The sequence below is a fragment of the Candidatus Poribacteria bacterium genome (assembly GCA_028820845.1).
In the GTDB taxonomy this organism is placed as follows: Bacteria; Poribacteria; WGA-4E; order WGA-4E; family WGA-3G; genus WGA-3G.
Genome location: JAPPII010000047.1, coordinates 58,897 through 71,154, shown reverse-complemented (window position 1 = coordinate 71,154; position 12,258 = coordinate 58,897). Strand labels below are relative to the sequence as shown.

15 protein-coding genes are annotated in these 12,258 nt (G+C 49.8%); 7 read left to right on the top strand and 8 right to left on the bottom strand.

Annotation, left to right across the window (positions count from 1 at the left end):
• Nucleotide 1: 1 nt before the first annotated feature.
• The 4 genes from OXN25_10840 to OXN25_10825 are packed head-to-tail and all read left to right on the top strand — an operon-like array spanning nt 2 to nt 3,069.
• Nucleotides 2-718, top strand: a complete 717-nt coding sequence (locus tag OXN25_10840) for a hypothetical protein (GenBank protein MDE0425357.1) — start codon at nt 2-4, stop codon at nt 716-718.
• A complete protein-coding gene (locus OXN25_10835) occupies nt 715-1,074 on the top strand; it encodes a hypothetical protein (protein MDE0425356.1) in 360 nt (119 codons plus the stop codon). Before OXN25_10840 ends, OXN25_10835 begins: the two co-directional genes overlap by 4 nt.
• The gene (locus tag OXN25_10830) at nt 1,043-1,636 is read left to right on the top strand and encodes a hypothetical protein (GenBank protein ID MDE0425355.1); all 594 of its coding nucleotides are present in this window, start codon (nt 1,043-1,045) and stop codon (nt 1,634-1,636) included. The genes OXN25_10835 and OXN25_10830 overlap by 32 nt, the downstream gene beginning before the upstream one ends.
• A gap of 56 nt (nt 1,637-1,692) precedes the next feature.
• Entirely contained in the window at nt 1,693-3,069 is a 1,377-nt protein-coding gene (locus OXN25_10825; protein ID MDE0425354.1) for a hypothetical protein, read from the top strand.
• A 33-nt stretch (nt 3,070-3,102) separates the two neighbouring features.
• Here the strand turns inward: OXN25_10825 and OXN25_10820 are convergent, their stop codons facing one another.
• The 8 genes from OXN25_10820 to OXN25_10785 all read right to left on the bottom strand — a co-directional run bounded on the left by OXN25_10820 (nt 3,103) and on the right by OXN25_10785 (nt 10,448).
• Entirely contained in the window at nt 3,103-4,491 is a 1,389-nt protein-coding gene (locus OXN25_10820) for a sulfatase-like hydrolase/transferase (GenBank protein ID MDE0425353.1), read from the bottom strand.
• 2 nt (nt 4,492-4,493) lie between these two features.
• Nucleotides 4,494-5,336, bottom strand: coding sequence for a sugar phosphate isomerase/epimerase (locus tag OXN25_10815; GenBank protein ID MDE0425352.1), 843 nt, complete (start codon nt 5,334-5,336; stop codon nt 4,494-4,496).
• A gap of 68 nt (nt 5,337-5,404) precedes the next feature.
• Complete coding sequence (locus tag OXN25_10810; protein ID MDE0425351.1) at nt 5,405-6,052, bottom strand: hypothetical protein; 648 nt, start codon at nt 6,050-6,052, stop codon at nt 5,405-5,407.
• 4 nt (nt 6,053-6,056) lie between these two features.
• Nucleotides 6,057-6,851, bottom strand: coding sequence for a hypothetical protein (locus OXN25_10805; protein MDE0425350.1), 795 nt, complete (start codon nt 6,849-6,851; stop codon nt 6,057-6,059).
• A gap of 2 nt (nt 6,852-6,853) precedes the next feature.
• Entirely contained in the window at nt 6,854-7,504 is a 651-nt protein-coding gene (locus OXN25_10800) for a hypothetical protein (GenBank protein ID MDE0425349.1), read from the bottom strand.
• An 8-nt stretch (nt 7,505-7,512) separates the two neighbouring features.
• Nucleotides 7,513-8,658 (bottom strand): fibronectin type III domain-containing protein, encoded by a 1,146-nt coding sequence (locus tag OXN25_10795; protein MDE0425348.1) that lies wholly within the window; start codon nt 8,656-8,658, stop codon nt 7,513-7,515.
• A 156-nt stretch (nt 8,659-8,814) separates the two neighbouring features.
• A complete protein-coding gene (gene aroB, locus OXN25_10790; protein ID MDE0425347.1) occupies nt 8,815-9,906 on the bottom strand; it encodes a 3-dehydroquinate synthase in 1,092 nt (363 codons plus the stop codon).
• The gene (locus OXN25_10785) at nt 9,903-10,448 is read right to left on the bottom strand and encodes a shikimate kinase (protein MDE0425346.1); all 546 of its coding nucleotides are present in this window, start codon (nt 10,446-10,448) and stop codon (nt 9,903-9,905) included. The genes aroB and OXN25_10785 overlap by 4 nt, the downstream gene beginning before the upstream one ends.
• A 176-nt stretch (nt 10,449-10,624) precedes the next feature.
• Here OXN25_10785 and OXN25_10780 point away from each other — a divergent pair, with 176 nt between their 5' ends.
• The 3 genes from OXN25_10780 to OXN25_10770 are packed head-to-tail and all read left to right on the top strand — an operon-like array spanning nt 10,625 to nt 12,245.
• Nucleotides 10,625-11,089: a hypothetical protein gene (locus OXN25_10780; GenBank protein MDE0425345.1), complete on the top strand. Its 465-nt coding sequence runs from the start codon at nt 10,625-10,627 to the stop codon at nt 11,087-11,089.
• A 10-nt stretch (nt 11,090-11,099) separates the two neighbouring features.
• Nucleotides 11,100-11,696: a GNAT family N-acetyltransferase gene (locus tag OXN25_10775; protein ID MDE0425344.1), complete on the top strand. Its 597-nt coding sequence runs from the start codon at nt 11,100-11,102 to the stop codon at nt 11,694-11,696.
• A 6-nt stretch (nt 11,697-11,702) separates the two neighbouring features.
• The gene (locus OXN25_10770; GenBank protein MDE0425343.1) at nt 11,703-12,245 is read left to right on the top strand and encodes a GNAT family N-acetyltransferase; all 543 of its coding nucleotides are present in this window, start codon (nt 11,703-11,705) and stop codon (nt 12,243-12,245) included.
• Nucleotides 12,246-12,258 lie beyond the last annotated feature (13 nt).

The following is a 12,258-nucleotide window of genomic DNA, read 5'->3' as shown; positions in this document are numbered from 1 at the left end:
TATGTTGAACAAGAAGCTTTGGCTACCGATTTTGATTGTGTTATTGATTGCAATAGGCATTGGTGTGTGGCATGGTCAGCGAGTTGCCAATCAAGCCCCTATCAAGGTCTACAAACCCATAGAAGTTGAAAAGACCGAGGTTCCACCGAAAGTTGATGAGATCGCACAAAATGGGCATTTTCACGAAGATGGCACTTTCCATGCAGAACCACATGAAGCAAATGGGATGGAAACCCCTACGCCCGGGGAAGCAGCATCCGAACGGAACGACCCCCTTGATGCGCCCAGTGCCTCGGGAACGGGTTCACAGCGTGAAGGTGTTGCTCTGGATCCTCTTACGTCTGAAGAACGCAAAGCACTTGAGGCGAAAATCCAGCAACTTAGGGTTGAATATAACGCACTCACGCGCGTTAGCGACCCAAAGATTACTCAGGCACACAAACTCTTAGATGAAAATGATGAAATCGGGCGCAAACAGGACGCAATCTTGGCAGAAATGTCTGCGATCCGTGCGGATAAGTGGATCTCTAAAAAAGAAAAGGAACGTCGCGCGGCCCCCCTTTTTGAAGAATATAAGCGACTCGGGGAGTTGAGTAGATCAAAAGGTAAACAGTCTCGGGCCCTGAACACAGAAGCCATTAAACTTCTTGAACAGCAGGAGGTGATCTCAAAAGAAATTGCGGCACTGCGGGATCGATTGCAGGAGGGACAACGATGAAAAACAGACCAATTTTTCTAACAACTTTTGTGTTGTTTGTCTTTTGCTTGCACACTGTACGGCTTGGATTTGCTCAAGGTGGGAGCACAGAAACCCCTGAAAAGCAAGCCTATCGAGATGCCGTGACGAATCTCGGCACGAAAGACCGTAAGTTGATGAAGATTAAAACGGATTTAACCGCTTCAAAATCGAGTATTGAGAAGATAGATGGCAAACTTTCGGCTGCGGAAGTTGCGAGATTAGGAAATGTCGCTCTCGTAGCGGCTGCGATTTTATCTGGAACTGCGGCGACGGCGATCGCTGCAAAGACAGCAGCGGGTATCGTTGCTGGAAAGAACGTCGCAGAGATCCATTAATACTGCGATTGAGGAAAAAGGCTTGCAGGCGACGTTGAAGGAGCTCCAGCAAGGGGCTTACGATCTCGAAACAGAGGTGATCAAGCAGACAGAGATCGTTCAAACCCAGGCAGAACGGGTCAACGAGAAACTGGCGGCGTGGGAAAAGGCGTTGCCGGAGGGTGAGAAACCTATATTTGATGACGAGGAAGTCGAACCGATAGATGTTGCCTCGAAGTTTCCCGATCATACCCGCGAGATAGACCCACCCTCTCAGTCGGAAGCCTCTACAGAGACGCAAGCGTGTCGTGGGTGTATGGAATCGCTCCAACCACCTTATGATGATACCACGATAATACCGCCCGATCCTATATCACAACAAGCTGTGAAAATAAACAAGAAGGTCTATCGGGATCACGGTGTTGTATGTGCGGAAACGCGGCACTCGACGGGTAAGACATGCGAAGGTGGGTTATATTTCACGTGTCCAAACCCGAATGCCGGCACCGTCACGGCGTGTCGGCATGCTGCGGATCATCGCATAGTGGGTCCCTGTCCGGAGGGTGAGGAGAAGCATACATAGCGGAGTCCACGCCCTCGGATCCCAACATCGGTCAACCGCACTATGTGAAGTGTGGTGTGTGTAAAACGCACTTCTGGTCGTGCACAGAGTCGGATAAACACGGGGTCAGTATCTGCGATAAGACACCCGCCACAGAGACGTTGCCCTGTGGTCATGCTGTGGGTTCAAAGGGGATTCATCTGCGGGTGTCTTGTGAGTTTTGTAGCGAACAGTTTTATTTCTGCGATGAGGGTTTAGGGCATGGTCTGGCGCGGTGTCCTCGCAATGACAAGGGGGAGACGTGCACGGTCAGTGGGGGGCGGATGATCCTGTGTGCCGATCCCCCGCATCTGCATAAGTATCCTTCGGAGCCGCGTCCGTGTCCTGCTGCGAGGTGGACGGGCTGCGATGGCACCGGCACTGCTCATAAACGGACGTGTCTTGCGGGTCACACGTATTATACGTGTAATCTGACGGCGAAAGCCGCACATGAAGCACATACCGCCTCGGATGCTGCTCCGAACCCAGACCCGCTGGAGCCGGGGCAGAATCCGGGAGATTCAAGTTCTCAGGAGCAGAAGCACAAAGATGACGATTCGGAGGGGTCTACCCGCCAGCAGGTTGCCTGTCGTGCGGATGCGTGGACGAGTTGCGGTGGGACGGTCTCACATGCGGCGACGTGTCCTGCGGGTCACACGTATTACACGTGTAATTTGACGGCAAAAGCCGCGCATGAAGCACATACCGCCTCGGATGCCCCGCCGCAGGCACCGCCAAAGCAGACTAATAACAACAAGGACCAATCGGGTGCTAATCAGAACAAGGATGGGAACACCAATTCCAACAAGGATGGGGACTCCGATTCGGATTCCAACAACAAGGGTGGCGATTCCTCGGAAGGCGTTCGCAAGTGTGGACATACGAAGTCTGCGAGTGGGGATCATTCGTTTGTCTCGTCGTGTTCGGCGACGAATGCGAATGGCGATGCGTGTGAGCGGACCTCGGGATATTGGACGTGTAAGGGACATACGCACAAGTTCCCTGAGAAGCAGCCGACGTGTCCGGCGCATGGGTGGACGGATTGCGGTGGGGATGCGGGGGATCATGATGCGACGTGCGCTGCGGGGCATGCATATTATACGTGCAATACGGATGCAGCGGAGAGACATTCAAAGCATAAAGCTGCTCCGCCATCGCCGCCACCGCCGCCACCACCACCCCCACAAGCGGATTCAGATCCAGACTCGGATGACGACGATGATGCCTCCGATGCGGACGACGACTCGGATGACGATGACTCTGATGAAGAAGCTGATGACGATGCAGCGATGTGTGGTGCACACGGGTGGACGGGTTGCGGGGGTAAAGCCGGTGACCATGATGCCGTCTGTGGCAAGGGGCATTCGTATTATACCTGTAACGCCTCAGCGAGTGCATATCATGCCAAACATTAGCAACATCCAAGAAAATGGCAAAAGGGTGCGAAGTCAAATCGCACCCTGCTGCGTCTGTACAAGCCTTTCTAAAATTTGCAGGCGCAATGCCGTTTCAATATCCGCTACTTCAGGTTTACCAGCGAGGTTATCTGTTTCGTCCGGATCGTTTTGCACATTGAACAGAAGATAGACTTCGCCATCCGCATTGAGAGCAGCCTTCCACTCCCGATTCAACAACATAATCTCGCCTTGGATCTCAGAGATTGCGAAGTCTCGGTGTGTTGCTTCGGTGTCTGCTAATACCGGACACAAAGACTTCCCGAATTGACGGTGTTCCAGTTCGCCGCCTGCCAGTTCGACGAGTGTCGGACCTATATCAATCCATTCCACTGGACTCTCAGAAATGGCTCTTGTAGGAGGGGTTTGTAACCCCGATGCCTTCGGCGTTCGCACGAGTAACGGTATCCTGACGGCGCCGTTGAGGAAGTTGCTTTTATAGATGAGTCCATGATCGCCGTTCATTTCACCGTGGTCGGAGGTGTGGACGATAACTGTGTTTTCAAGTTCACCGCGCGCCGCAATTGCATCAAGGATCTCACCAATCTGCGCATCTATGAGTGCCACATTGCCTGCATAATTCGCCCGCAGCCGCCCAATTTCCCCGGGTTCAAACGTCGGGTTCACCCGCCCCATGAGTCGATCCAAGTCGCCCTTCGGACGGTCTCCAGCAGGTTGGCGTGGTATTGCTGGCGGCATTTCTTCTGGGGCATACATATTGGCGTATGGTTCGGGTGTATCCCACGGTTCATGCGGCCCACCAAAACTCACCCAGCAGCACCAAGGCTCTTCACGCTTATAGTTTTGCAAATACCGCTTCGCCTGCTGTCCGACATAGACATCTGCGTAATTTTCGAGTCCCAAAGTAGATGGACGGACAAGGTATGGCTTCGTACTGAACCGTTCTCGGTAATCGGCGCGGTAGGCATCCCATAACCCTTTCGTTTCCCATTCCACTGTCATGTGGGACAGGACATTCGCACTCGCTCGCGGTCCGCCGATCTCGTTCACATCGTCCAACCCGTAAGCGTTCATTAACCCTTCACGCTCTCGCAGGTCGCCATTGTGTGGATGGAGATGCGTTTTCCCGAACAGACTCGTCCGATACCCCGCATCCCGCACGGCTTGCATCCAGGTCGGCGTTTCAGCAGGCATCTGATGGTTCATATTATTCCAGACACCCGTATTGTGTGGATACAAACCTGTCGCCAGACTGAGCCGCGTCGGAATACAGACCGGCGATGTTGTGACACAGTTCGTGAACCGTACCCCTTCACTTGCGATGCGATCTAAGTTCGGAGTTTCCAGCCAATCGCCACTACACCCCATCGCATCCCATCGCTGCTGATCGGTCATAAGCAGAAGAATATTCGGACTTTTCATAGCTAACCTCTTTCAATCCCTGCTTCCGTAAAGGCACGCGAGAGTGTCTCATAAGAGAGTGTCGCAGCGGCGAGTGGATCGTAATTTTCGCGCCCTTGCACCATAAAACTCACTTCAGCCGTAATAAACCCATCATAACCGTGTGCCTGCATCTCTTTGAGATAGTGAACGTAGTCGAATGGACCTTCACCGGGAATCAGGAACTCATGATCCGGGGCGGTCCCTCGTTGGTCCTTGACGTGCGTATGTATGGATACTGGGGCTAATGCCGCTACCGTCTCTTCTGTCGGCATACCGATAATATCAAAATGGCTGATGTCAAAGTTAACTTTCAGATAGGGTGAGTTGACTATTTTTAGCAGTTCAAGCACCTTCGCAGGCGTGTCGATGATTGCACCGACGTGTGGTTCCATAGCGATGGTGACACCGCGCGAGGCACCGTAATCGACGAGTGCTCCCACGCGTTCCGCGAGAAAATCTTTTTGCGTGTCCCATTCTTCAGGCTTTCCGCCGGGTGTTGTATTCACTGCAGGCAATTCGTCGCCTTGTGCGAGCTCAACTGCCAAATCAACCCCACCTTTGAGTCGCCACATATTTTGCGCATGTCTGTCTGGATCTGTCTCCAGCAAACTCGAATGGGCTGCGATTGCAGGGAGTGCCAAATTGTGTTCTTGTAGCAGAGACGCAATCCGTTTCTGTTCCGCAGCATCAAGCGTGCTGAGTTCAGTGGTAAAGCGTGGGATGATGGTGAGTTCAAGTCCATCGTATCCGAGTTCCGCGATGTGGGAGACAGCGGTGTCTATGGGGACCGTGGGCATCCCCCATGTGCTATATCCAATTTTCATTGTGATTTCTCTCCTGAAATTTTAGGAAAAAGAAGGGTAGACGGAGCGGTGCTAACCCTACAAGATCGTCAAATTAGGTTGAGCCAGTCGCCTAACAGAAAATCCACGCGTTGGATGAGCAGCGCAACACGTCCCATTACGGTGTTCCCGAATGCCGAACCGAACCCGATCATCAAAAAGGCGATACCGACCTTTGAAAGCCATTTAACAGGCCCTCGGTGTTCTACGGAAAAGAAGAAATAGGTGAGTGTACAAACCACCCCAGCAACCATAAGAATCGCCTCGAAAATACCCAAACCCGAAAGGGTCCCGGCATGCATAGTAGCAAAGGGTTCGATCGTTCCACGAGTCTGCTCAAAAATGTTGGCACGTAGCACATTCGGGATCGCAATACCAGCACCAAACCCGATGAGAATCGCAATAGGATAACGGATTAACCACGTGTGCTGAGGCGACAACCGAGCAAAAAATAGCAAACCGACACCGATCGGAATTAATTTGACTAAACCGCTAAGCGACTCTCCTGTGAGTGCTGCCCAAAGCGGTTTCAGGGCGAAAGGTATCAAGCCTTGATGGATAGAGAGGACGATACCATATCCGACAGATATACCTACAAAGAGATGTTCTGCAAACCGGTAGAATGGATTGTCCTGATAAAGAAAACTATAGATGCAAAGTGTCAGAAGCGCAGCAATCCACATGCCAAAAAGTTCCATCAATTTACTCCTCTCGCCGTCGCTGATTGAAGAATATGATATTCCCAATGATTACCAGTATGACAATCAACAGATGCACAAACGATTCAATATTTATCCACAGCATCCCTTTTGCCGGCACATCTATTAATCTCTCATACTGCGCAGCACCCAAGATGCCGGGGATTAGACCGACCAATTGCCTTGTTTGTAAGTATGGATACATCTGTGAGATGATAACACCCGTAACGCCTGCGGCAATCTGTAAATCGTATCGTACGTTTGTATAGATGATCCATATTTCTGTTGTACTGCCGGAGGCGAGATCAATCAGAAGGGCGATTTCATCATAGTTCGTAATATCTGTCATCATCGGAATTTCAGTAGTGGTATTTCCGCTGTAATCGGTCTCAAAAACACTACTGATGCTGTTGCCCATTCCCAGCATAACTTGTGTGCCGCCCGGACGAAAGCCGAGAAAAACATAGTCCTCACCGTCTACTGCGCCTTTTTCCTCAGCAACTTCCCGCATCAGTGTACTCGCCAGTGTTGTTCCATCTGCGACAAGTGTAAAACCGATGACGTGAACGTCTTTATCAAAGCACTGTCTCAGCACTGCTCTTGCCATCGGATTGAGTTCCGCCAATGAAGACGGGCCATAGTCAAACGCAAGCATGATTGTTGATTCGGCAGGCAGCGCGTCAATATAATCGTAAAGCTGCTGCGTCGGTTCAGATACCGATACAGGTAGACTGACGGGTAACAACATAGGTATGATAACCGCAAGCGCGACCAAAATGAAAACAATGCGTCGATCCATATCTAATCCCCTCCCCCTAAGTACGAACGCTCAATGCCTAAGATGATTCGGATAGATTGCGAAATCACCCCTAAACTCACGCCGAGAATGATCCCGCGTCTTGCGGAGAGATTCGGATTGTCCAAAATCCACTGGCGTGCTTTTGAAGCACCGTCTTCCATAGGAAGCCACCCCAGCACCGTATTCCAGATGAGGTCTCCAACAGGCACGTTCCCCATCATGACAATTAGAGCCGTAATTAATAGTAGACTTGCTTCAAACGTTCGGGCGCGGAAGGCGCGGAAGGCCGCTGAGGCTATAAAAAAGGCAAGCAACGAAAACATCGTCGCGTCCATAGGGACCTGGATATTGGTATAAAACCATTCAAAAGCTGGATGCTGCGGCCCAAATGGAACCCCTATTACCACCATCGTGATGAGTCCGGCAAACACGACAAAACTGTATCGCCAATGATCTGTGCGGCGTTGAATGCGCGCGACGTGGGTTTGAATCAGGGTCGCTGTTGCTAATACCAACGCAAAAGGAGAAATAATCAATGTCCAACTGATAACTTCCTCGTAAATCCCTTGCGAAAATGAGTGCGGACTGAATTGTGTGAGGATCATCACAATCCCAAAAGCAAAGCAAAGGATTAATGGGACTTGTCGTTTCATAAAACCTCCTAACCCACCCGTTGTAGGAGTGTGGTGATCCAATTAACGCCCGCTAATTCAAGCACTACACCGAGGACGATAATACCAAAGATAAAGAGTTTTCCCCAGTCTTGCCCTCTGAGGCTGCCAAGGAGCATCGGTTCTCTTGACAGGTAGGCACTCGCCGCGTACAACTCTTCACCGATTAAGGTGTAATCACATGCAGCGATAAAGAAGGGAAGTTGGTGTTCGGAATCTGTTCCTGCAATCTGAATGGCGCCAATAGAGTTTCCTGTTTCGGCGAGGATAAGAGATTCAGCGAAGAACTGACCTTGTAGAAATACTGCCGCTGGCTTTTCACGAACCATTATGCCGTCTACACCTGCAGCGTACGCGAATTGGCTCTCAGTTAAGAAGAAGACGTTTTCTTCATTATAGACATCTGGCCGCCCCTCATCAAGATAAGCGTTTCGCACAACCTCGCGCACGACGTTCATAACAATTGGATCTCGACACGGGACACGCAATGGTGTTTCATAATCGGCAGTGCGTCGCGCAACTTGACCCAGAATCGTCATACTCGCAATAGTCGGCACTTCCTCTACGCGTCCTAAACCTAAGCTATAGAGAATCGAACGTCCCATTTCCGTCGCTCTACCAATTGCTTCATCAACGGCTTCTAATCCAGGAATCCGCCTGACAAATATCTCTTTTCCGCTTCGCGCATCATAGATATTCCAAACGATCGCCGCGGAAAAAAGGAGCATAGCAACCAAAAGCGGTACTTTGCCTGTATGAAACCATTCACCTGACCCACTAACGGGGGCAGTCTCTTCGGATTCCACCGTCGCTTCTGTTTGGCTAATTGCACGCACAATATAGGCGTAAGCAGTTCCCTTTTCGATAGTGGCATCGGCATAAGTTGTCGTTCCAGCAGGTAGCAGTTCGCCAACTTCTTCAAGACCTCCACCAGGAATCCGGCGCAGGATTTGGTACCCGCTGATACCGCTGTCCGCCGGTGCTGCGTCCCACTTAACGGTGATACTACTCCCATCATCGTTCGGGGTATCCACCGCCGTCACGTTTGCTGGTGGTGCAAGCCCTTGGCTAAATGCACTGCTAATCGCTATGCATAAAACCAAGTAGACAGTTAGATATTGAATTGTTTTTTTCATAAATTTATGTATCCTCGTTTGTAGCTGGCGGTTATCAGCTATCAGCCAGGAAACCTTGTAACTATCAGAACCACCTGAACACACCAGATATTAAAATCTGTGTAATCCGTATAATCCGCGTAATCCGTGATTCAGACAGTTACCGATAACTGACTGCTATTTCCTGCTCCATTGTGAAATAGCCTCTATAACGTCCTGATCGTCAATATCATCTCGTATAACAACTTCTCCAATACGCGTCGGTAAAATAAGGCGGAGTTTGCCACCTAATGTCTTTTTGTCTAAATACATCGCCTCACATAGTGCCTCTGCGGTGATGTCCGACGGAAAAGCAATCGGCAAATTCGCACGTTCTAAAAGTGTCCGTTGCCGTTGAAAATTCGTTTCAGAGAACATCCCCAAATTCATAGCTAATTGCGCTGCGCAGTTCATACCGATAGAAACCGCTTCACCGTGTCGGTATCGGTTATAGTGCGTCACGGCTTCAAGCGCGTGTCCGAAGGTATGCCCATAGTTAAGCACCATCCGCAATCCACTCTCTTTCTCATCTTTCGCGACAATTTCTGCCTTATTGGTACACGCACCCGCAATCATCTCACTGAGTATCGCACTCTCCAAATTCAAAATAGCGTCAAGGTTCGCTTCGACCATCTCAAACAGCGGTTCATCTCGGATAACGCCCATCTTGATAACTTCAATAAGTCCTGCTCGAATGTCCCGTTGCGGCAAAGTTTCCAGCGTTCCTACGTCAATAAGTACCAATTTCGGTTGATGAAACGCCCCAATCAGGTTTTTGCCTTTTGGATGATTAATTGCTGTCTTCCCACCGACACTGGCATCAACCTGTGCCTGGAGCGTCGTCGGAATCTGAACGTAAGGGATACCCCGCATATACACCGCTGCCGCAAAGCCTGCTAAATCCCCGATAACACCCCCACCGAGTGCAATGACCGTTGAACCCCTGTCAAGTTGATGGTCAACCAAACTATCTTGGACCCGTGAAAACTGCGCCAACGATTTGCTCTCTTCGCCAGTCGGAACCGCAATAGTGCGGACATCGAACCCAGCAGCTTCGAGGCTTTTCTGAACGATAGGTGTATGGCATCCCTGAACAAAGGTATCCGAGACGATGAGGACCTTATTGGATTTGGTATGGGGGGTCAACAGTTCCCCAACTCGATTGAGGAGATCTGTTCCGACAACGATCGGATAACTGTTATCTCCAAGCTCCACGCGTAGAGTTTTCACCGTTTTGGTCCCCTCGTCCTTTTTGTATAGATATGTCTTATATACCCAATGATTTCCCGAAATGAGCGTCTTGTTGTTTTAATTGTATAATCGGCTTCTGCATAGTACGGATCTCTTTCTTCCAACATTGACCGAATTTTGGCGAGCGCATCAGGCGTTTGAAGGAGTGGACGATGTGTCTGGTGTCGGACCCGCCGATATATCTCCTCCGGTGTCGCTGTGAGGCAGAAGATAATCCCATTTTGCTTGAGTGCTTCTATGTTGGTCTCTCTCAAAACGACACCGCCACCGGTAGAGATAACGTGGTTGTACAGTTTAGAGGCTTTGCACACAGCTTCGCTTTCGAGATCTCGAAAAGCCGGTTCACCGTCTTCCTCAAAGATGTTCGTGATGCGTCGCCCGGTATCCCGCTCAATGATGTCGTCTGTATCGACATATCGCATCCGAAGCTGCGAAGCCAGCCGTCTGCCGACAGAGGTCTTCCCAGTGCCCATAAAACCAACAAGCACAATATTGGGTTTTCTTTTAAATGATCTTTTCACCTGTTGCTGCCTTCGTTGCCGATAGTTTCTCACCCTATGAACGATTGGTCACTATTGTAGCATCAGTGAAAAATATTGTAAAGGTTTTTGTTTCTCTTATACGCATTATATGCTTGCACTTATTGATCAATTTTGCTAAAATATTACGACTCACATCCGAAAATAAGGATAGGAAAATGAAATTAATCACAGCTTCAATGATAGTGTTTTCGCTCTTTAGCGGTCCCGCATTCAGTGCCCTTACCCAAGCAGATATTGACAAAATCCGCCTCATCGTTAAAGAGGAGGTTGAAACAGCAGTTGCGAGATCCGAATCCCGCACGAAAGAATATCTTGAAGCATCCGAATCCCGCACGAAAGAATATGTCTCTCAAGAGATTGCAAAGGTGAATACCACGCTCTCGGAAATGGACAAACGTCTGACCGGCGAAATCAGATCGTTAGACAAGCAGCTGAATAACCTTTTTATGTTAGTCTTGGCTTTAGTGGCTTTCATCGCAGTCGTTATCGGGGTGCCTCAGATCATCGTCGCATTGCAGCGAAAGGAAGTTCGCGCACAAGACGAGAAAATCGAGGCACAGCAAAAACAGATTGAAGCGTTGGAAAAAGAGATGGCAATCTACAGGCAGGAACGCACTTAAGGAGCAACAGATGCCACGGCAGCTCAGGATGGTACGCCCCAATTTAAAGAACTTACCGAAACTCGAACTTCCAACCGGCTATGGTATGCGCACTTACATTGAAGGCGATGAGACCCATTGGGCGCGTATCATCAGCGACTCATTTGGCGGTAGGGAACGTACTGAGCGAGATACGCGGGACCAGATTACCGATAGAGATGTGTTTCTTCCCGATGGATTCTACTTCGCAACATATTGGGGCCTTCCCGTTGGGACCGCTTGCGCATGGCGACAATCTGTCGATGAAAAGGAGGTCGGGTACGTCCACATGGTAGGGGTTGTTGCTGAGCATACCGGACATAAACTCGGAAAATGGGTCTCACTCGCTGTACTCCACTATTTTCGGGATAATGGATTCATAAGTGCTATGCTGGATACCGACGATTTTCGTATTCCGGCTGTTAAAACCTATCTCAATTTAGGGTTCATACCCGTTTATGTTGAAGAGGGACAATCCAGACGGTGGCAAGACATCTTTGAAAAATTAGAGCTCCCGCCAATGTCAGCGCAAATCGAAAACGTCCGAAAAATGCTCCCTGACGAACTCTGGACGAAAGTTTCAGCTTAGAAGGAAATGGAAGATCAACTCAAAATGGGTCTACAGGATTTGGAGAATCTGCCGAAGCTCCGGTGTCCTGATGCCTATCACATCCGAACCTATCAGAAAGGGGACGAAGCGCATTGGGCTCGAATTATGGATGTTTCCTTCGTTGACCAAGGTAGAACCGCCCAAGATACGTATACCAATGTTATCGACCAACCCAACTTTGATCCTGATGGCTTCTGTTTTGTTGTCTATAAGGGTATACCTATCGGCACAGCGTGTGCATGGACGAAAGGTCTCCGTGGCAAAACCATCGGCTATATTGACATGCTTGCAGTGCTGCCAGAACACAGAGGATATAGACTCGGAAAGTGGTTAACAGTGTTTGTTTTGGACTATTTTAAAGCACGAGGCGTGGCATCCGTGATGTTAGACACCGACGATTTTCGCCTGCCCGCAATCAAAAATTATCTCAACCTTGGATTTGTGCCTGTTGCTGCGGGTGAAAATCACGGCGAACGGTGGCACGCAATCTTCGAGAAATTGGGGCTTCCTCAGATTCCTCTAATGTAATGCAAGTTGCGTC